This is a genomic window from Lipingzhangella rawalii (assembly GCF_031628175.1).
In the GTDB taxonomy this organism is placed as follows: Bacteria; Actinomycetota; Actinomycetes; order Streptosporangiales; family Streptosporangiaceae; genus Lipingzhangella_A; species Lipingzhangella_A rawalii.
The window spans coordinates 302,853-323,128 of the sequence record NZ_JAVLVT010000002.1 but is presented as its reverse complement, the minus strand read 5'-3'; the positions used below and the strand labels follow the sequence as shown (position 1 = coordinate 323,128).

Below are 20,276 nucleotides of genomic sequence, written 5' to 3'. Positions count from 1 at the left end.
CGCAGCCGCACCCATGCGCGTGACGCCGCCGGGCACCGGGCTGGGACCGAGCCCGCACAGCCCGACACCAATGCCGGTTGAACGGCCGATTTCGTCTCCACGGCCAACGTCCGCTATGCTCGTACCCGGCGCGGGGCGCAGCCCCGAACGCCCCACCCAGGCAGGTTGCCCGAGCGGCCAAAGGGAGCGGTCTGTAAAACCGCCGGCTCAGCCTTCCAAGGTTCGAATCCTTGACCTGCCACCCAGCCGAAACGGCCCCGGACCAGGGATTTCCCGGTCCGGGGCCGTTTTGCGTGGGTCCGGTTGTGTTCCTGCTCCTTGACCCCCATCGGCTTTTCCTGGCCCTCATGGTCAGGAGCGTGTCCCCCATAGGTCACTACAGCCCCAAGCCCGTCCAGGGGTGGGCCACCCCCGGGTGTGGGGCGAGGTTCTCGTGTTAGCCGGTTAGCGTGAGCTCGAAGGTGTAGCGCGAGGCGCGGTAGGTGTGTGAGCCGATCTCCACCGGGCGGCCGACATCGTTGTAAGACGTTCGCTGCATGGTCAACAGGGGTGCCCCTGCCTCCTCCCAGAGTTCCTCGGCCTCGGCCTGGCCGGCGGTGCGTGCTCCGATCGTCTGGTTCGCGATCTTCATGGTCACACCGGCCGAACGCAGGATCTCGTACAGACCCCGGTCCATCAGCATCGTCTCAGTGAGCTCGACGATGTGGGTGGGCAGGTAGTTGTGGAGGAGTGCCAGGGGCTCTCCACCAGCGAAGCGGAGCCGGTGGAGTACGTAGATCTCAGTTGCTGGGGCCAGCTCCAGCGCCACCGAGATGGGGTCCGGTGCGGGCTCCACTGCGAGCTTGCGGACCTCGGTGCGCGGCTGTTGGCCCGCCTGGCACAGGTCGTCGTACAGGCTGGACAGCTCCAGCGGCCGGCGCACCCGCGGCTGCACCACCTGGGTGCCGACCCCTCGTTTCCGCACCAACAGGCCGCGGTCAACGAGATATTCGATGGCACGTCTCAGTGTGGGGCGGGACAGCCCGAGCCGTCCGGCCAGGACGACCTCGTTTTCCAGGCGAGTACCTACCGGTAGTTCACCGGAGAGAATGCGGCGCTCCATTTCCTGGGCGCACTGGAAGTAGAGCGGGACCGGGCTGCTTCGGTCGAGTGGGATCGACAGTGGTGATTGGGACACGCTTCTCCGTCCAAGTCAGCGGGGGTGACGGCACCTCGCGTGTGCGCCGCGCGGGCACCATTCTACGAAGTTGATCGATGTGAAACCGTCTTTATGTAATTATGTATAGACAAATAGAACGCGTTGGGCGTCGCCTCGTCGGTGTCGGGCCGGGCCACAGCGGTCATCGCCGGGAAGACGCCGCGCCTTGTAGCGGATCGGGATGTTTGCCTGCTTCGGACTGACGCCTCGAAGGAAGGGGGAACCTGTTCTAGTTCCGGTGGTATCGGGTGGATAGGGTGCGCCCATGGAACTCAACGGGAATGCGGCCCTCGTTACCGGGGGAGCCAGTGGCCTTGGGGAGGCCACCGTCAAGGAATTCGCCGCTGCCGGCGCCACGGTCGTCGTGGCTGACCTCAACGCAGAGCGGGGGCAGGCACTGGCCAAGGAGGTCGGTGGCGTCTTCGTCACCACCGATGTCTCCGATGCGGACCAGGTGTCCGCAGCGGTCAGTGCGGCCGTGGACACGGGCCGGCCGCTCCGCGCGGCGGTCGCGTGTGCGGGAATCGGCTGGGCGGAACGCACCGTGGCCAAGGATGGTTCGCCGCACAACCTCGACAGCTACCGCAAGGTCATCGAGGTGAATCTGCTGGGCACCTTCAATCTGGTGCGCCTTGCCAGCTCCGCCATGGCCGGAAGCGAAACCGCGACCGACGACGGCGCCCGGGGGGCGATCGTCAACACGGCCTCCGTGGCCGGGATTGAAGGTCAGATTGGCCAGATCGCCTACTCGTCCTCCAAGGGCGGGATTATCGGCATGACCCTGCCGGCCGCACGGGACCTCGGCGCCGTCGGGGTCCGGGTCAACACGATCGCTCCCGGGATCCTGGACACGCCGATCTACGGCAGCGGACCGGAATCGGAGGCGTTCAAGGAGAAGCTCGCGGCGCCGGTGCCGTTCCCGAAGCGGCTCGGTACACCTGCGGAGTTCGCCCACCTGGCCCGGAGCCTGGTGGAGAACGACTACATCAACGGCGAGGTCATCCGCATTGACGGAGGCCTGCGGATGCCACCCAAGTAGGCAGCACCCGACAGCGACGGGCGCGCACGCGGAACGGACGCAGGCCCCGGTCCGTGCCGGGTGCGCGCTCAGCCTGCCAGCTGGTGCTTCTCCTGTCGGCGAATCCTGCGCAGCTGGAGGCCCAGCACGAACCACATCACACCCAGAACAATCACGTAGCACCCGATCAGCCAGGCCACGGCGATCGCGCCCACAGCCGGCCAGACCAACAGCGCGATACCGAACAGCACCGACAACAGGCCGCTCAGGACCAGTAGCCACTCGCCGGTGAGCTCGCGACGCAGCCGTAGGGCGGTCACGATCTGGACCACGCCCGTGGCCAGTGCCCAGGCGGCAATGAACATCAGCAGCACCAGTGCGGAAACCTCCGGCCAGAGCAGCACCAAGCCACCGAAAATCAGGCTGAGCACGCCCTGGAAAACCGGAAGCCAGCGGTGCCCCTGTGCCGCGCCGGATATCGCCCCGGTCACAAGGAACACGCCGTCGACCAGGAAGAACACACCTACGAGGATCACCAGGACCACCAGGGTGAGCTCCGGCCACACCAGGGCGAGGATGCCGAAGACCAGCGCGGCCACGCCGCGGATAACCAGTGCCCACCAGCGGTCGGCAAGCAGATCCAGCATGGTTGTACCTCCCCCGTGGTTGGTGGAACCAAGGTCCCCCACACGTTGGGATACCCAAAGTGCCTCGGTAGACACGAAACGTTACGACAAAGGTTCAGGGTGCGCTGTGACCAGGTGCGTGATCGTGCCACACTTGTGACCATGCCCTCCCCGCCCCAGCCGTCATCCCACGCCGCCGCACAGGTGGACCTGGACGCCATCCGCTCCAACATCGCGCTACTGGCCGACCGCGCCTCCGGGGCAGCCGTCATGGGGGTCGTGAAGGCGGACGGATACGGACACGGGATGCTGCCCGCGGCGCGGGCCATGCTTGCCGGGGGAGCCACCTGGCTGGGGGTGGCTTTCGTCGAGGAGGCGCTACAGCTACGGGCAGCGGGGATACAGGTGCCCACCGTGGCCTGGATTCTGCCGCCTGGTGCCGACCTGGCCACCGCGATCACCGCGGATATCGACCTCGGAGTCAGCGATGCTCGGGTTCTGGACGCGGTTGCCGACGCCGCCGGATCCGTGGGGCGCTCTGCCCGGGTCCATCTCAAGGTGGACACCGGACTCACCCGTGGTGGAGTCCCCGCGGACCAGTGGCCCGCCGTCGTGGAGAGCGCCGCGCGGGCCGAGGCCACCGGACGAATCCACGTTGTGGGGGTGTTCTCCCACTTCGCCTGTGCCGACGAGCCAGGACATAGCTCAATCGACGCGCAGATCAGCGCATTTCACACCGCGCTCGGCGTCGTGGAGAAGGCCGGCCTGGAGCCCCGGGTGCGGCACCTGGCCAACTCTGCCGCGACGCTGACCAGACCGGAGACCCACTTCGATCTCGTGCGGCCCGGCATCGCGAGCTACGGCATCTGCCCCATCCCGGAACTGACCGACACCGGCCTCCGCCCGGCAATGACCCTGTCCAGCGATCTGGCTCTGGTCAAGCCCGCTCCGGCCGGGAGTGGAGTCTCCTACGGCCACCGCTACATCACTGACCGGGACACCCGCGTCGCGCTCGTACCGCTCGGCTACGGCGATGGCGTGCCACGCAACGCCACCAACCGCGCAGAGGTCGCCATCGCCGGTGACCGCTTTCCGATCGCTGGGACCGTGTGCATGGACCAGTTCATGGTGGACGTGGGGGACGCTCCGGTCCCCGAGGACGGTCGCGTCCACCTGTTCGGTCCCGGGGACGCCGGTGAGCCCACCGCCCAGGACTGGGCGGGTGCGACCGGCACCATCCCCTACGAGATCGTCACCCGGATCAGCCCCCGCGTTCCGCGGGTCTACATCGGTGACCAGTAGGTACGCCCGTGCCGGCCCCGGGGCTCCCGGTGCTCGTACCGGATACCCTGGAACCTGCGTGCGGACCTGCGGAGCCACGTCGGGCCCACTCCGTCCCGCACGTGTTCCTCGTCCCTGCCATCCATGCTGTGTGCTATGACCGATACCACCAGTCAGGTCACGATGCCTGCCCTCGCCATCACCGCGAGTACCGACCCCGAGATGCGCACTGTGGGGCGCGAGCTCGCCACCCAGCTGCGCGCCGGGGACCTCCTCGTGTTGTCCGGCCCTCTGGGGGCGGGCAAGACGACCCTCACCCAGGGGCTGGCCGACGGACTGCGGGTCCGGGGGCCGATCACCTCCCCCACCTTCGTACTCTCCCGGATTCACCCTTCGCTGTGCGGCGGCCCCTCGCTGGTGCATGTGGACGCGTACCGTCTCACCGACGCGGCCGAACTCGACGACCTCGATCTGGACACGAGCCTCCCGGAGGCGGTCACGGTGGTGGAGTGGGGCAGTGGGATTGCCGACGGTCTCACGGACACCCCCCTGGAGGTCACCATCGACCGGCATTCCGACGACACCCGAACCGTTTACCTGTCGGGGCACGCGTCCCGGTGGAGCCACGTTCTCGACGAGCTCGGAAACTGAGCATGTTCCTCGCCTTCGACACCGCGACCCCCGCGGTCACCATCGCCGTGTGCAGCGCCGACGCCACCGGCCAGACCACCGTTCACGCTGCGACCGACACCGTGGACGCTCGCCGGCACGGTGAGTTGCTCGCGCCCGGAATTCGGGCCACGGTGGATCGCGCCGGGATCACACTGGCGGACGTCTCCCGAATCGTGGTGGGGATCGGTCCCGGCCCGTTCACCGGTCTGCGTGTCGGAGTGGCCGCCGCCCACGCACTCGCACAGTCCCTGCGCGTTCCCTGCCACGGCATTCCCACCCTGGACGCGATCGCCGCAGCCGCCGACCGGAGCGGCCCGTTCCTGGTGGCCAGCGACGCCCGCCGCAAGGAAGTGTTCTGGGCCCGCTACAGCGATCCCTACACCCGTGCCGGGGATATCGCGGTGAGTCCTCCCGACGAGGCCGCTGCCGCCGCTGCCGGACTGCCCGTGCTCGGGCACGGAGCGGCGCTGTACCCACAGGAACTGGGCGAGTCGGGGCAGGAGCCGGAGCCGCTGTACCCAAGTGCCGCGGCCCTGTGCACGCTGGCGGCGCGCGCCCTCGCGGCCGACGAGCCCCTGGCCGAGGCACATCCGTTGTACCTGCGGCGTCCGGACGCGCAGCGTCCCGGAGCCCCCAAACGGGTAGCGCAGTGGCGGCAGTCGTGAACGGCGAGAACGAGACACAGATCCGTCTGCGCCCCATGCACAGGTCTGACCTGGAGTCGGTCCTGCGGTTGGAACAGGACCTGTTTCCGGCCGACGCGTGGAGCTCGCAGATGTTCCTGGACGAACTGACCGAACCCACCCGCTCCTATCTCGTGGCCGAAACGTGTAGCAACCGGCCTGAGCTGGTGGGCTTCGCCGGCCTGCGGGTGGTGCCCCCCGAGGGAGATATCCAGACGATGGCGGTGGACCGCCGGTACTGGTCCCAGGGGATCGGGGCGCGCCTACTCACCGCCCTCCTGGACATCGGGGCACAGCAGGGGGTCACCGAGACGTTTCTCGAGGTGCGCACGGACAATCCGCGGGCACAGGACCTCTACCGGCGCTTCGGTTTCGTTGAGCTCGGAATGCGTCCCGGCTACTACGCGGGAGCTGACGCGGTCGTGATGCGCCGTTCGGCGAGCAACCCGCACGAGGAGGACCCACGTGACTGAACAGCCACTGATCCTGGGAATCGAGACCTCCTGTGACGAGACGGGAGTGGCACTGGTGCGCGGCCACACCCTCCTCGCCGACGAGGTCGCCTCGAGTGTGGACCAACACGCCAGGTTCGGGGGTGTCGTTCCGGAAGTGGCCAGCCGGGCCCACCTCGAGGCGTTGACTCCCACCACCGAGCGTGCCCTGGACCGAGCCGGAGTGACCCTGGCCGACGTGGACGCGGTGGCGGTAACCGCCGGCCCCGGCCTGGCCGGTGCCCTCCTGGTGGGGGTCTCCGCCGCGAAAGCCCACGCCCTCGCGTTGAATCGTCCGTTGTACGGAGTGAACCACCTGGTGGGGCATGTGGCCGTGGACCAGCTCGCCCACGGGCCACTGGCCAGCCCGACTGTGGCCCTGCTCGTCAGTGGGGGGCACACCTCCTTGCTGCTGGTGAATGACCTGGCTACGGATGTGCGGCTACTCGGAGAAACCGTTGACGACGCCGCCGGGGAGGCCTACGACAAGGTGGCGCGACTGTTGGGCCTGCCGTACCCCGGCGGTCCCCCCATCGACCGGGCCGCCGCCGAGGGCGACGCCACGGCCGTGCACTTTCCGCGCGGCAAGCTCGGCGACGGCAGCTACGATTTCTCGTTCTCGGGACTCAAAACCGCGGTTGCGCGGTGGGTGGAGTCAGCCCAAGGGGACGGGGAGGATCTGCACGTCCCCGACATCGCCGCCGCATTCCAGGAATCCGTGGTGGACGTGCTCACGGCCAAGGCAGTGGCCGCGTGCCGGGACCACGGAGTCGGTCATCTCGTGATCAGTGGGGGAGTGGCAGCGAACTCGCGTCTACGCGACCTGGCCGCCGAGCGGTGCGCGGAGGCCGGTATCGAGCTGCGCGTGCCTCCCGCCCGGCTGTGCACGGACAACGGGGCCATGATCGCCACACTCGGGGCCGAGGTGGTCGCGGCGGGCTGTTCCCCCTCCCCGCTGGATCTCGCCACCGACACCTCCCTGCCTGTGGAGCAGGTGCTCGCCGGCTAGTTCCACGCCCGGGCATCATGCCGGGGGTGGGCGCGCGGCGGTTCTGGCGTCTCGGGGCGGCCCCTCAGTCAATGGGGGCCACGAAAGGCCGATGGGGGTAGCAGGCGCCGGAGGCGGGACCGCACAATGTTCCTCCCGGCGGCTGGCCAATGTGGGACGGCGCGCCGCCGCGCACACGCACCGGGGTGTCCAGCCCGCGCTGGACACCCCGGCGGCATTTTCGGGGCTAGTCCTCGTCGTCGGGGTCCTCGGCCGCGGCCCGCTTCTTCTTCCGGCCGCCGGGCTGGAGGAGAGCCTCGGCCAGGGCCAGCATGGTCTCTTCGAGTGTGGCCAGGCGCTTGGTGAGGTCGTCGTGTGTGTTCTCCATCGCCTCGGTCACGGTCTCCTCGAGCTCGTGACGGTCGGGCCGGGAACGCATCTCACTCAGTAGCGGGTTCACCGCTTCGGTCACCCGGGCCTCGAGCGCGTCGAACCGGTCCGAATGGTCCACGACGGGCCGCTCCAGGAGCTCGGTCAGGCGCCGGTGCACCTCACTCACCTCCAGGGTGGCCGGAAGCTGGGTGAGGCGCTGGGCCAGCGACTCCAGCCGGTCATCCAGGGCTTCCAGCCGGCCGTCGACGCCGTCGAACTGACCGTGCACGCCGTCGAACTTGCCGTCCACACCGCCGATTCGACCGTCGATTCCCTCCAGCCGGCCACTCAGACCGTCGAGCTTGCCCTCGACTCCCTCGAAGTTCCCCTCGAAGTGGCCTTCGAAGCCGTCGAACCGGTCACTGAGCTTGGTCAGGTTGTACTCAACCTTGCCGGCGAGGGACTCATTCCCGCGGTCGAGCCGGTCGGTGATCCCGGTGAGGTGGGACTCCAGCTGTTCGGCCACCGCCGAGCGGTGCGCCTCCATCAGTGTGGTCAGGGCCGCGCCGCGCTCCTCCACGGAACTGGTCACCTCATGGGCGACCTCCTCAATACGTCCGCGGAGTTCGGTGAGGCGTTGTTCGGTGGCGGTGGTGTGTTCGGTCAGGGCGGTGGTGGTGGTTGTGGTGGCTTCGTCGATGTGTCCGCGGAGTTCGGTGAGGCGTTGTTCGGTGGCGGAGGTCTGCTCGGACAGCGCGGTGTGGAGCTCCGCCTGCCGGGCGTCGGCACGTTCCACGAGTTCCGCATGCTGGGTGTCGAGCCGCTCACCCAGTTCGGTGCGCAGCTCGGAGATGCTCGCCCTGACTTCCTCGGTCCGGTTCTCGCTCGTTTCCGCCAGTGTGGTCACGGCGGTGTTGGCGTCGGCCACCGCGGCACTGAGCTCCACATGGTTCTCGTCCACCTGCGTGGACAGTGCCTGGGTTGTGGAGGTGAGTTTTGTTTCCAAAGCCTCGTGGCGCTCGCCGAGCGTGGTTCCCAGCTCCCCGAGCCGCTCTTCCAGCTGGTTGGCGCGCTGGGTCAGCGATTCCAGGGCGGAGTCGAGCTGCTCGAACCGGGACTCGATGGTGGTTGCGAGCGTCGTCACTTGCTCCGTGAGGCTCTCCAGCTGGCCCGCTGTCCGCTGGGTGGTGTTGGTGACGTCTTGCAGCCGCCCCAGGGCGGTGTCGACGTTCTCCCCGAGGGTTCCTACCTCGCGTTGTAGGTTCGGAATCTCCGAGATCGGTTTGGTGCGTTCCTTGACCTGGTCGATGTGTTCGGCCAGGGTCTCGGCCCACTGGGGAGGACGCGAGGTCAACTCATCGAGTTGTTCGGTGATGCCGGTGACCGACTCACTGAGCGTCGTGAACTCCCGCTCCCGCAGCTCCCGAAGGAGCCACTCCATACCCTCCAGGCGCTGGCGCATCTCCTCGGAGACCGCACCCTGCGATTTCTGCTCAGAGAGGTGATCCTGGGCCGCACGGGAGAGCAGGTCCCTCATCCGGTCGGAGATCCCGGTCTGGCCTCCCCCGTTCAGGAAGTTCTGGCTGGTCTGTTCCACCGAGGTGCTCCTTGTGGTCGGGCGCCCCCCACCCTGGAGTGTGGCTGGATGGGAGCTCTCCATGGAGTTTGGTTTGGCGCGCTGCTGACTGGGTCAGGCCCGTCCCGTCGCAGACCACCCGCAGGTCCCCGAACTAGCCGTACGGCAATCGCCTGCGGCGAGAACTGTGGTCGAGGCCGAACGGATTCTCGGATTCGAGGCTTCTGGGCGAGAGGGTGATGCTGGATCGGGGGTCAGGCACTGGCGGAGGTCTTCCGGCGAGCGGGCAGCCGTGCCGCTCGGAGCGAAACTCCGCGGCGACGGCCAGTGTATCGACTTTGACGCTCCCACACCGAGGGGGTACAGGAGCCGACTGTGTGTGGATTGCGATGATGCGGGTGGTTCGGCGCTGTGGTTCCGCGGCTGGGGGTGGTGTACGGCAGCAACCCATTTGGCGAATTACGCCAGATTTGTGCCTCTGGGTGTCGTGACCTCGGAACATACGAAACAGACCGGCTTTTTTCCTATTCTGGTTAGTACCAGTGTGGCGCTGTTGGGGCCGGCCGGACGCAGCTGGCGTCGCAGGTGATCCACGTCGACAGCGGAGCCACGTTTCTTAATCGTTATGGTTCCGAACTGGCGCTGACGGACCAGAGCCCGCAACCGCTTCACCGAGAACGGAACCATCTCGTCGATCTCGAACCCCCGGCAGAAGGGGGTGTCCACCTTCCGGTCACTGGTGATGTAGGCGATCTGGGGGTCCAGGAGTGCCCCGTCCACCAGGGCCGCCGCCTCTCCCACCAGCCCGGCCCGGATGACGGCGTCATCCGGCTCGTACAGATACCTCCGGGGGGCGGATAGGGGAGGATCGCCAAGCCCGGGGTCCGGGTCGAGGCTGACCCCCGGGTGTCGCGGGGTACCGCCCAGGTGTGCCTCGGCACTCCCGCCCGGGAGGAGAGTGGCCCGACGCGTTCCCGGCTCGGCCAGGGCGCCGAACCACAACGCAGCCTCCTTGAGCTCACCGCCGACCGAGATCCACTCCGCGCCGGCCCCGGTCGGGACCAGGGCATGGTCGATGCCCGGGGCGACCTTGAGACAACCGGCGGGTGCCCTGCGCACCAGTTCCACCACCGTGTCCCAGGGCGGGGTGTAGGCGCGGGGGTCGAAGATCCGCCGTCCACCGTCCCGGCGCGCCGGGTCACAACACACCGCCGCACAGTCCTCGGGCCGGACCGGACTGTCGGTCGTGACGTCGCCGAGACTCACCCGCGCGCTGCTCTCCAGACCCAGCGCCGCCACGTTGGCACGGGCCACGGCCACAGTGTCCGGGTCGATGTCCACGCCGTGCACGGTCAGCCCCAGGTTCGCCAGGGCGAGTAGATCCATGCCGACTCCACAGCACAGGTCGCCCACCAGCCCGGCCTCCGGGGCCACCCCTGCGATCCGTTCGGCGCGGTAGCTCGCCACCGCGGCACGGGTGGCCTGTTCCAGGCCCGCCGCTGTGAAGTACAGCCGCTGTGCCACCGGCCCCAGTTTGCGCTCGGCACGGAGCCGAAGACGGGCCTGGGTCAGCGCGGCCGCGCTGACCTCCCGGAGCCAGGACTCGGTGGTGGTGTTCGCGTCTGTGTCTGTGCCTGCGTCTGCGGATGTGCCGGTCGCACCGCCTGCCTCCGGGGGGCCGGTGACGTCCTGGGCGTTAGCGGTATCCGCCGTATCCGCCGTATCCGCCGTATCCGCCGGCTGGGGCCGGGACGTCGCTGCGAGGTGGGCTCGGGCGCGTCGCCGCAGCGCCGTGGCGGCCTGGAGTGGATCCGCAGCCAGCAGGGTGCTGTCCACACTGTCCAGGACGCTCTGCCCCTCCGGGGTCAGCAGTTTCACGATCGCTGAGCTGTCCGTTTCTGTCACCGTTCCCTCGCCCCTCCAACAACTCCCCGGCCCGTTGTGGCCACTCTGTGGCCACTCTTGAGGTCACTGCTGTGCCGCCCACCGTGCCCACCGTGCCCACCGGGTGCACTGTGCTCCGCGCGGAGCGCGGGTGGTGGCTGGGTGCTCGTGTGTCCAGTGGCCCGGACCCGACATCCTCGTCCCCTCAATTGTTTGACGACCTGATGCCGGGCGGCTAATGTTCCGTATTGGCACTCTCAATCATCGAGTGCTAATCGCGACGAGGACGGTCTGGCACCCGCGACGGCAGGCCGCCGTGGTCGCCCCTTTTCCAGCATGCCGTTTCCATATACACGCACCGAAGGGGGAGGTCACACCGTGTCGACCGCCACCGCCAGCAAGACTGTGCTGAAGCCGCTCGACGACCGCGTCGTCGTGAAGACCCTGGACGCTGAGCAGACCACCGCATCCGGCCTGGTCATCCCGGACACCGCCAAGGAGAAGCCCCAGGAGGGTGAGGTTCTCGCGGTCGGCCCGGGCCGTCTGGACGAGAGCGGCAAGCGCGTCCCCCTGGATGTCAACGTCGGTGATGTCGTGCTGTACAGCAAGTACGGCGGCACCGAGGTCAAGTACAACAACGAAGAGTACCTCGTCCTCTCCGCGCGGGACCTGCTCGCCGTCGTCGAGAAGTAGCGCAGGAGCGTACCGAGCACTGCCGAACCTGCGTGGCCCGGGCAGGTCATCCGGGCTGGTTGCTGTCTGTCCCGGCCGGCCCCCAAGCCGGGCGGGACAGACGCGCTCCGAGCAGAACCCAACTCGAAGCCTGAGGACGGACGAGACATGCCGAAGATCCTGGAATTCGAGGACGACGCACGCCGCTCGCTCGAGCGCGGCGTCGATCACCTCGCGAATTCGGTAAAGGTCACGTTGGGCCCCCGCGGCCGCAACGTGGTTATCGACAAGAAGTTCGGCGCCCCCACCATCACCAACGACGGTGTGACCGTCGCGCGGGAGATCGAGCTGGAGGACCCCTACGAGAACCTCGGGGCCCAGCTGGTCAAGGAGGTTGCCACCAAGACGAACGACGCCGCGGGTGACGGAACCACCACCGCAACGGTGCTCGCCCAGGCGCTGGTGCACGAGGGAATCCGCAGCGTGGCTGCCGGAGCCTCGCCCATGTCCCTGAAGAAGGGCATCGACGCCGCGGCGAAGGCGGTCTCCGAACACCTGGTCGCCCAGGCCCGGGAGATCGGGGAGCGCGAGGACATCGCCTACGTGGCGACGAACTCCGCACAGGACGCCCAGATCGGCGACCTCATCGCCGAGGCCTTCGACAAGGTCGGTAAGGATGGCGTCATCACGGTGGAGGAGTCGCCCACCTTCGGCCTGACCCTCGACTTCACCGAGGGAATGCAGTTCGACAAGGGCTACGTATCCCCGTACTTCGTCACCGACAACGAGCGGGGCGAGGCGGTCCTCGAGGACGCCCTGATCCTGCTGCACCAGGGCAAGATCTCCAACCTGCAAGAGCTCCTGCCGCTGCTGGAGAAGGTTGCCCAGACGAAGAAGCCGCTGCTGATCATCGCTGAGGACGTCGAGGGCGACGCTCTGGGCGGTCTGGTCCTCAACAAGATCCGGGGTTCGCTGAACGTCGCGGCGGTCAAGGCCCCCGGGTTCGGTGAGCGCCGCAAGGCGATGCTTCAGGACATGGCCGTCCTCACCGGCGGTCAGGTCATCGCCGAAGAGGTTGGCCTCACCCTGGAGAACGCCGACCTCGACACGCTGGGTAAGGCCCGGCGCGTGACCATCACCAAGGACGAGACCACGATCGTCGATGGTGCCGGTGCGGCCAGTGACGTCGAGGACCGGGTCCGCCAGATTCGTAAGGAGATCGAGGCCAGCGACTCCGACTGGGATCGCGAGAAGCTCCAGGAGCGGCTGGCCAAGCTCTCCGGTGGAGTGAGCGTTCTGCGGGTGGGTGCGGCCACCGAGGTGGAGCTCAAGGAGAAGAAGCACCGCCTGGAGGACGCCATCTCCGCGACCCGCGCCGCCATCGAGGAAGGCATCATCGCTGGCGGTGGATCGTCTCTGGTGCATGCGGCCGCCGTGCTGTCCGACCTCAAGGTCGACGGGGACCACGATGTGCAGACCGGCGTGTCCATCGTGCGTCGTTCCCTGGCCGAGCCGGCCCGGTGGATCGCGGAGAACGCCGGCCAGGAAGGGTACGTCGTCACCTACCGGATCGCCGAGCTGGGCAGCGGCCAGGGCTACAACGCCTCCTCCGACTCCTACGGCGACCTGATGGCCGACGGTGTCATCGACCCGGTCAAGGTCACCCGCTCGGCGGTGGAGAACGCGGCGTCCATCGCCGGAATGCTCCTGACCACCGAGGCCCTCGTGGTGGACAAGCCCGAGGAGGAGAGCGAGGACTCCGGGCACGGTCACGCACACTGACCTCGCCTCGACGAGCTGTGGCACAACCGACCTGCGTGTGTCGAGGTCGGGAACGAGCCAGGGTGGGGCGCCCCCCGCGGGGGGCGCCCCACCGGTGTTTTCGGCACTCCGAACGTCCGATACGCAACACGTATCGCCAGAATGTGACTGTTCTGTTGCCCGGAATCGTGCCGCAGCATCCAGCACGAGCGGGCACACTGCAAAGTGTGACCGGGTTAGACGTCTCGGAAGGCACGCGCCGCACGGGGTCCCTCCAGGGAGGCGGGCGCGAGACGGAACGACTCACGGAATTGAGCTCTCGCGCGGTTGCGGGGGATGACGCGGCGCTGGATGCCCTCCTGCGCGAGGTCCGCCCGATGGTGCTGCGCTACTGCCAGGCCCGGCTGTCCCGGGCCGCCGTCGCCACACCGGACGACGTCGCCCAGGACGTGTGTGTCGCCCTGCTGGCGGCGCTGCCCCGGTACCGGGATATGGGCCGGCCTTTCGCCTCGTTCGTATTCGGGATTGCCGCGCACAAGGTGACCGATGCGTTGCGCAGCATGAATCGGTCCGATACACCCATGGCCTCCGTTCCCGACCGGCCCGACGACGCGCCCAGTCCGGAGGAGGCTGCCGTTCGCTCCTGGGAGGTGGAGCGTGCGCGGGCTCTGCTGTGGGAGCTTCCCGCGCAGCAGCGGCACCTGGTGGTGCTCCGTGTGCTGGTCGGCTTCTCCGCCGATGAGACCGGCGACGCGCTGGGAATGTCCGCGGGGGCCGTTCGCGTCGCACAGCATCGTGCTCTGTCCCGGCTCCGGCACCGTGTCCGCCCGAAACCGCGGCGTTAGGTGCCGTCGGTCACACGACCAGCCCGCTCGTCCGGGAAGAGCGGCGGAACCGTGCCCGCGCTTCCCCGAGCAGGTTCTACGATGAGAGCACAGAGCGCAGCCGAGGCCGGGGGAGACGGGATGACACCACACGGGGGAGACCAACAGCCGGTGGACACCAAGGTGCTGCCACCAGGCCTGACCTACGACGACGTCCTGCTGGTGCCCGCGTACTCGGACCTCAACCCGGGGGACGCGGAGACCGACACCTGGCTCACCCGGAACATCCGGCTGCGCATGCCACTGGTATCCGCTGCCATGGACACGGTGACGGAGTCTCGGATGGCGGTGGCGATGGCCCGGCAGGGAGGCATCGGCATCCTGCACCGCAACCTCTCCGCACAGGAGCAAGCCACCCAGGTGGACCTCGTCAAACGGTCCGAGGCGGGGATGATCACCGACCCCGTCACCTGCCGCCCGGAGGACACCCTCGCCGCTGTGGAGGAGCTCAGCTCCCACTACCGCATCTCCGGAGCGCCGGTGACCGACGACAGCGGCGTGCTCTTGGGCATCGTCACCAACCGGGACATGCGGTTCGAAGAGGACCGCACGCGCATGGTCCGGGATGTCATGACCCCGATGCCCCTGATTACCGCCCCGATGGACGTCGACCGTGACCATGCCTTCGCCCTGCTGCGAGACAACAAGGTGGAGAAACTGCCGTTGGTCGACGCACAGGGCCGCCTGCGCGGGCTGATCACCGTGAAAGACTTCATCAAGCGGGAACAGTACCCCGATGCCAGCAAGGACGACGGGGGCCGCCTGCGGGTCGGTGCGGCGGTGGGCGTTGGCACCGAGGGAGAACAGCGGGCCCGAGCGCTACTCGAGGCGGGCACCGATGTCCTGGTGGTCGACGTCGCCCAGGGCCACTCCGCGGCGGCACTGGACATGGTCGCCAAACTCAAGGCCAACGCCAACGTCGACGTCATCGCCGGCAACGTCGCGACCCGAGCCGGTGCCCAGGCCCTGGTGGACGCCGGAGCCGACGGCATCAAGATCGGGGTCGGCCCTGGCTCGATCTGTACGACGCGTGTCGTCGCCGGGGTGGGTGCCCCGCAGGTCACGGCGGTGCTGGAGGCCGCACAGGCGGCCGGGCCCGCAGGGGTTCCGCTGATCGCGGACGGTGGACTCCAGTATTCCGGCGACATCGCCAAGGCTCTGGTCGCCGGCGCGAGTGCGGTCATGCTCGGCAGTCTGCTCGCCGGAGTGGAGGAGAGCCCCGGAGAGCTGATCTTCATCAACGGCAAACAGTTCAAGGCCTATCGGGGTATGGGGTCCCTGGGCGCGATGCGTGGCCGTTCCTACTCCAAGGACCGCTACTCCCAGGCCTCGGTCGTCACCGAGGACCAGATCGTCCCAGAGGGGATCGAGGGGCAGGTCCCCTACCGGGGACCACTCAGCGCCGTGGCACACCAGCTCGTCGGGGGGCTGCGGCAGTCCATGTGGTACACGGGAACCCGAACCGTGGCCGATCTGACCGAGCGCGGACAGCTCATGCGGATCACCCCGGCCGGGCTCAAGGAGAGTCATCCACACGACGTGCAGATGACGGTGGAGGCCCCCAACTACCAGGGTCGGGGTTGACCCGTGGCGTTCGGGCCAGCCACGTGGCCGTGCCCCGGGGCTGCGTCCACCTGGAGTAAACGGCGGTAGACTCCCCAAGCCGGTGCCCGCGTGTGTTCGGGCGCCTGACCTGTGGACGCGGCGCGAGGAAGGACCCTAGCGGTGGCGCAGATGGAGATCGGGCTGGGCAAGCAGGGCCGCCGTGCCTACGAGCTCGACGAGATCGGAATCGTACCGGCCCGGCGGACACGTGATCCGGAGGAGGTCTCGCTCACCTGGCAGATCGACGCCTACCGTTTCGAGAACCCGCTGCTGGCCAGCCCGATGGACAGCGTGGTCTCACCCAGCACCGCGATCGCCATCGGTCAACTGGGCGGCCTCGGCGTGCTCGACCTCGAAGGGCTGTGGACACGCTACGAGGACCCCGAACCGCTGCTCGCCGAGATCAGTGAACTGGATGAGGAAGCCGCGACCCAGCGGCTCCAGGAGATCTATGCCAGTCCCATTCAGGAGGAGCTGATCGGCCGCCGGATCGAAGAGATCCGCCAGGCGGGGGTGGTCACCGCTGCCCGCCTCTCGCCGCAGCGCACAGCCCAGCACCACAAGGCGGTCATCGACGCCGGAGTGGATCTGTTCGTGATCCGGGGCACGACCGTGTCCGCGGAACACGTCTCGGGACGCACCGAACCGTTGAACCTCAAGGCGTTCATCTACGATCTCGACGTCCCGGTCGTCGTGGGCGGCTGCACCACCTATACTGCCGCACTCCACCTGATGCGTACCGGGGCCGCCGGTGTCCTGGTGGGCTTCGGGGGTGGTTCCGGACACACCACCCGGAACGTGCTCGGGGTCGCGGTGCCCATGGCCAGCGCCATCGGCGACGTGGCCGCTGCCCGTCGGGACTACCTGGACGAGTCCGGTGGCCGCTACGTGCACATCATCGCCGACGGTGGCATGACCTCCAGCGGGGACATCGCCAAGGCTCTGGCCTGCGGATCCGACGCCGTCATGATCGGTTCTCCCCTCGCGCGTGCCGCTGAGGCGCCGGGCCGGGGGCACCACTGGGGCAGTGAGGCTCACCATCACGAGCTTCCACGGGGGCGGCGTCTGGACGTCGGAACCATCGGCACCCTCTCCGAGATCATGCACGGCCCGTCCTCCACCAGTGACGGAACCATGAACCTGATGGGGGCCCTGCGTCGTACCATGGCAACCTCCGGCTATTCCGACCTCAAGGAGTTCCAGCGGGTGGAGGTCGTGGTCGCCCCGCACTAGGCCCTGCACCCTGGACTTGGGAACGGGGTCGGGCCTGGCCTGGCACAAGCGGGGGTCGGGTCCGGTTGTTTCGGCCGCACGGGGACCGTGCGGGTGCTGCTCGCCCGGTTCGTACCCGGCACCGTGCCCGAGGGCGGCCCGTGGTCCGGCCGTCGTAGATTCGTCACCGTGATCCCCGGCCGCATCGGCGCTGGTCTCCTCCGCCGCGATCGGTCCGCACGCTATGGCCCCGGCCCCCCGGGGGCCGGGCGCGAGCGCCGCTGGGATATTCGCGGTGCTGGCAGGGCCCTCGGTCGCCCTCGATAGGCCCGTTGGCCGTCGTGCGGGGGAGCGCCTCCAGGGCGCGACGCCGCTGGCGGCCGAGATGGCGCTGACGGGCGAGCCGCTGCCGTCACCAGCACTCTTCCTCGGGGGTCCGTAGGGTGCGGGCGCTGCGCCGTGGCCGGCCCGCGGGCTCTCCTGTGCGTCCTGGAGGTATCCACGCACATCAGGGGTGCAGGAAAGGCCGAGGGGCGCCAGGAATCGGGTGTGGGCCGGGATGGATGGTCTCGCTACCGGGACAGCTGCGGTGTCGGCGGTGAGCACGTACTGTTGGCTTCGCTGTTCTCTCCTCCAGATGTGGTTCACCCAGTGAGGCGCTGTGGCGATGACCCCGGATTCCCCCGTGACCCCAGAACCCGCGTCTTGTGTGCCGCCGACGCGCGCCGGAGCCGGGCGCTCCCGATGGCGCGGCGCACTGGCCCCGCTCGGTGCCGTCGGCCTGACGCTGCTGCTCGCCGCGGTAGCGGTACTCCTGGCGGACACCCTGACCAGCGGCCCCGGCGCCGCCCAGCCTCCGCCCGGAGCGGGAGCCGAGGCAGCGTTCGTGGAGACCGTGCCGGCGGAGGTGACCGACGAGGGCGGGCCTCCGGACGAGCGCCCGTCCCCGCGCACGGGGGCTGGGAACTCCGGAGACCCGGCTCCGGGCTCTACGGGCCGGGTGCGTCCACAGTGGCGGGATGAGGTCGCCGAGCAGACCGGGATTCCGGCTCGGGCGCTGGAGGGATACGCCACGGCCCAGCTCCTCGTCTCCGAGGAGGAGCCCCACTGTCAGGTGTCCTGGCCGACTCTCGCCGGGATCGGCTGGGTCGAGTCCCAGCACGGCACGTATGGGGGTGCGGAGATCGGACCCGATGGCACCACCACGGTCGACATCATCGGGATCCCCCTGGATGGAGGACCTGGTCTCGCCGAGATCCCGGACACCGACGACGGTGAGCTCGACGGCGACCCGGTGTGGGACCGGGCTGTCGGCCCCATGCAGTTCATTCCGCAGACCTGGCACCAGTGGGGAAGCTCTGTGGACGGGGGAACACCCGACCCGCACCACATCGATGACGCTGCCTACACCGCCGCCCGATACCTGTGCGCCGACGGTCGGGACCTGAGCACCAGCGCCGACTGGTGGGAGGCGATCCTCGCCTACAACAACTCCGACAGCTACGCACGTGAGGTCTTGACCACAGCCAACGACTACGCCGCGGCGGTGCGTGGCTGAGCCGTCTGTGCTGGCTAGGGTGGTGAGCCGGGGATGTCGATGGCGAGTCCGCTCGTTGGGGGAGAGGAAGCGGCATGAGTGCAGCACGGCTGGGTCCGGAGGAACGGGCAACGGCGTTGGCGACCATGTCCGGCCAGGAGCTGGATGTATTGGTCGTGGGGGGCGGCATCGTCGGTGCCGGGGTCGCACTGGACGCGGTCTCCCGGGGACTCTCGGTTGGTCTTGTCGAGGCCCGTGACTTCGCCTCCGGAACCTCCAGCCGGTCCAGTAAGCTCATTCACGGTGGCCTGCGCTACCTGGAGCAACTCGACATTGAGCTGGTGCGCGAGGCCCTGGCCGAACGTGGCCTACTGTTGACTCGGCTCGCGCCCCACCTCGTTAGGCCGGTCCCGTTCCTGTTCCCGTTCACCCGGCACTGGGAGCGGGGTTACATCGGCGCTGGTGTCACCCTCTACGACACGCTCGCGATGGCCGCGCGCAACACGGGTGGCCTACCGGCCCACCGGCACCTCACCCGCAGTGGTGCGCTGCGCGTGTTTCCTGCGCTGCGTCGTGACGCTCTGGCCGGGGCGGTCCAGTACTGGGATGCTCAGGTCGATGACGCCCGCTACGTCGTGACCGTGCTGCGCACCGCCGCCACCTACGGGGCGTCGATCGCCTCCCGTGTCCAGGCACTGGGGTTTCTCCGCGAGGGCGAGCACGTCACCGGCGCGCGGGTACAGGATCTGGAGAGCGGCCAGGAGCTGGAGATCCGCGCCAAGCAGGTGGTGAACGCGGCCGGAGTGTGGACCGACGACATTCAGCAGATGGTCGGGGGGCGTGGCCAGATCCACGTGAGCGCCTCCAAGGGAATCCACCTGGTGGTGCCCCGGGACCGGATCCAGGCTTCCTCGGGAATGATCCTGCGCACGGAGAAGAGCGTGTTGTTCGTCATCCCGTGGGGACGACACTGGATCGTGGGAACCACCGACACCGCCTGGGACCTGGACAAGGCGCACCCCGCGGCGAGCCGCGCCGATATCGACTACCTCCTGGACCACGTGAACCAGGTACTTCGCGTGCCCCTCACCCGGGACGACGTGGAGGGGGTCTACGCGGGACTCCGGCCACTGCTCAGTGGCGAGTCCGACGAGACCTCGAAACTGTCCCGAGAGCACACGGTGGCTCATCCCGTTCCAGGGCTGGTGCTCATTGCCGGTGGGAAGTACACGACCTACCGGGTTATGGCCAAGGACGCTGTGGACGCGGTCGTGCACGGTCTGGGTGCCGGGGTGCCTGACTCGGTGACAGATCGGGTGCCGCTCGTGGGGGCGGACGGTTTCGCCGCCCTGTGGAACCAGCGGCGCAAACTGGCCCGCACCTCGGGGCTGCACGTTTCGCGGGTGGTTCACCTGCTGCGGCGCTACGGTTCGCTCATCCACGAGGTATTGGAACTCATCGAGCAGCGTCCGGATTTGCGGGAGCCTCTGGCCGGCTCGGACGACTACCTCCGTGCCGAGGTCGTCTACGCCGTGCGACACGAGGGCGCTCGACACCTCGACGATGTCTTGTCCCGCCGTACCCACGTCTCGATCGAAACCTGGGATCGCGGGCTGGCCTGTGCCGAGGAGGCGGCCGAGCTGATGGCCGATCCCCTGGGCTGGGACGACGAGCGCGTGCGCCAGGAGGTCGAGTACTACAGCAAGCGTATCGAGGCCGAACGGGCCGCCCAGGAACAGGAGAGCGACCACGAGGCGGACGCGGTCCAACACGGCGCCCCGGACGTCGCGCCGACCGTCCGGGAGTAGGACGGCGG

17 protein-coding genes and 1 tRNA gene are annotated in these 20,276 nt (G+C 68.5%); 14 read left to right on the top strand and 4 right to left on the bottom strand.

All coding sequences use genetic code 11. The features are described from left to right. Positions 1–159 precede the first annotated feature (159 nt). Positions 160–241 (top strand) — tRNA-Tyr (locus RIF23_RS06770). A 195-nt stretch (positions 242–436) separates the two neighbouring features. Here RIF23_RS06770 and RIF23_RS06765 read toward each other — a convergent pair. Then, positions 437–1,177, bottom strand: a complete 741-nt coding sequence (locus RIF23_RS06765; RefSeq protein ID WP_310911518.1) for a GntR family transcriptional regulator — start codon at positions 1,175–1,177, stop codon at positions 437–439. Positions 1,178–1,463: 286 nt separating this feature from the next. On the opposite strand from RIF23_RS06765, the gene RIF23_RS06760 reads away from it, so the two are divergent. Then, entirely contained in the window at positions 1,464–2,237 is a 774-nt protein-coding gene (locus RIF23_RS06760) for an SDR family NAD(P)-dependent oxidoreductase (protein WP_310911517.1), read from the top strand. Positions 2,238–2,305: 68 nt separating this feature from the next. On the opposite strand, the gene RIF23_RS06755 is transcribed toward RIF23_RS06760, so the two are convergent. Continuing rightward, positions 2,306–2,863, bottom strand: coding sequence for an HdeD family acid-resistance protein (locus tag RIF23_RS06755; protein ID WP_310911516.1), 558 nt, complete (start codon positions 2,861–2,863; stop codon positions 2,306–2,308). 141 nt (positions 2,864–3,004) lie between these two features. On the opposite strand from RIF23_RS06755, the gene alr reads away from it, so the two are divergent. The 5 genes from alr to tsaD all read left to right on the top strand — a co-directional run bounded on the left by alr (position 3,005) and on the right by tsaD (position 6,978). After that, positions 3,005–4,144: an alanine racemase gene (alr, locus tag RIF23_RS06750; RefSeq protein WP_310911550.1), complete on the top strand. Its 1,140-nt coding sequence runs from the start codon at positions 3,005–3,007 to the stop codon at positions 4,142–4,144. A 135-nt stretch (positions 4,145–4,279) separates the two neighbouring features. Continuing rightward, complete coding sequence (tsaE, locus tag RIF23_RS06745; RefSeq protein ID WP_310911515.1) at positions 4,280–4,774, top strand: tRNA (adenosine(37)-N6)-threonylcarbamoyltransferase complex ATPase subunit type 1 TsaE; 495 nt, start codon at positions 4,280–4,282, stop codon at positions 4,772–4,774. A 2-nt stretch (positions 4,775–4,776) separates the two neighbouring features. Then, positions 4,777–5,460 carry a tRNA (adenosine(37)-N6)-threonylcarbamoyltransferase complex dimerization subunit type 1 TsaB gene (tsaB, locus tag RIF23_RS06740; protein ID WP_310911514.1) on the top strand — a complete coding sequence of 228 codons (684 nt, stop codon included), beginning with the start codon at positions 4,777–4,779 and terminating at the stop codon, positions 5,458–5,460. Further along, positions 5,445–5,951: a ribosomal protein S18-alanine N-acetyltransferase gene (gene rimI / locus RIF23_RS06735; protein ID WP_407659410.1), complete on the top strand. Its 507-nt coding sequence runs from the start codon at positions 5,445–5,447 to the stop codon at positions 5,949–5,951. The genes tsaB and rimI overlap by 16 nt, the downstream gene beginning before the upstream one ends. Then, positions 5,944–6,978, top strand: coding sequence for a tRNA (adenosine(37)-N6)-threonylcarbamoyltransferase complex transferase subunit TsaD (gene tsaD / locus RIF23_RS06730; RefSeq protein ID WP_310911513.1), 1,035 nt, complete (start codon positions 5,944–5,946; stop codon positions 6,976–6,978). The genes rimI and tsaD overlap by 8 nt, the downstream gene beginning before the upstream one ends. A gap of 226 nt (positions 6,979–7,204) precedes the next feature. Here the strand turns inward: tsaD and RIF23_RS06725 are convergent, their stop codons facing one another. Continuing rightward, entirely contained in the window at positions 7,205–8,926 is a 1,722-nt protein-coding gene (locus tag RIF23_RS06725; RefSeq protein WP_310911512.1) for a hypothetical protein, read from the bottom strand. Between the two features lie 438 nt (positions 8,927–9,364). Then, on the bottom strand, positions 9,365–10,810 hold the full coding sequence (locus RIF23_RS06720; RefSeq protein ID WP_310911511.1) for a class I SAM-dependent methyltransferase: 1,446 nt from the start codon (positions 10,808–10,810) through the stop codon (positions 9,365–9,367). 357 nt (positions 10,811–11,167) lie between these two features. On the opposite strand from RIF23_RS06720, the gene groES reads away from it, so the two are divergent. The 7 genes from groES to RIF23_RS06685 all read left to right on the top strand — a co-directional run bounded on the left by groES (position 11,168) and on the right by RIF23_RS06685 (position 20,268). Beyond that, positions 11,168–11,482: a co-chaperone GroES gene (gene groES, locus RIF23_RS06715; RefSeq protein ID WP_407659409.1), complete on the top strand. Its 315-nt coding sequence runs from the start codon at positions 11,168–11,170 to the stop codon at positions 11,480–11,482. 147 nt (positions 11,483–11,629) lie between these two features. Then, positions 11,630–13,243, top strand: a complete 1,614-nt coding sequence (gene groL / locus RIF23_RS06710; protein ID WP_310911509.1) for a chaperonin GroEL — start codon at positions 11,630–11,632, stop codon at positions 13,241–13,243. A gap of 206 nt (positions 13,244–13,449) precedes the next feature. Beyond that, on the top strand, positions 13,450–14,067 hold the full coding sequence (shbA, locus tag RIF23_RS06705; protein ID WP_407659412.1) for an RNA polymerase sigma factor ShbA: 618 nt from the start codon (positions 13,450–13,452) through the stop codon (positions 14,065–14,067). A 120-nt stretch (positions 14,068–14,187) separates the two neighbouring features. Beyond that, positions 14,188–15,690 (top strand): IMP dehydrogenase, encoded by a 1,503-nt coding sequence (guaB, locus tag RIF23_RS06700; protein WP_310911548.1) that lies wholly within the window; start codon positions 14,188–14,190, stop codon positions 15,688–15,690. A gap of 150 nt (positions 15,691–15,840) precedes the next feature. Next, entirely contained in the window at positions 15,841–16,944 is a 1,104-nt protein-coding gene (locus RIF23_RS06695; protein WP_310911547.1) for a GuaB3 family IMP dehydrogenase-related protein, read from the top strand. A 664-nt stretch (positions 16,945–17,608) separates the two neighbouring features. Continuing rightward, positions 17,609–18,481: a lytic transglycosylase domain-containing protein gene (locus tag RIF23_RS06690; protein ID WP_310911507.1), complete on the top strand. Its 873-nt coding sequence runs from the start codon at positions 17,609–17,611 to the stop codon at positions 18,479–18,481. A 74-nt stretch (positions 18,482–18,555) separates the two neighbouring features. Further along, entirely contained in the window at positions 18,556–20,268 is a 1,713-nt protein-coding gene (locus RIF23_RS06685; protein ID WP_310911506.1) for a glycerol-3-phosphate dehydrogenase/oxidase, read from the top strand. Positions 20,269–20,276: the final 8 nt, after the last annotated feature.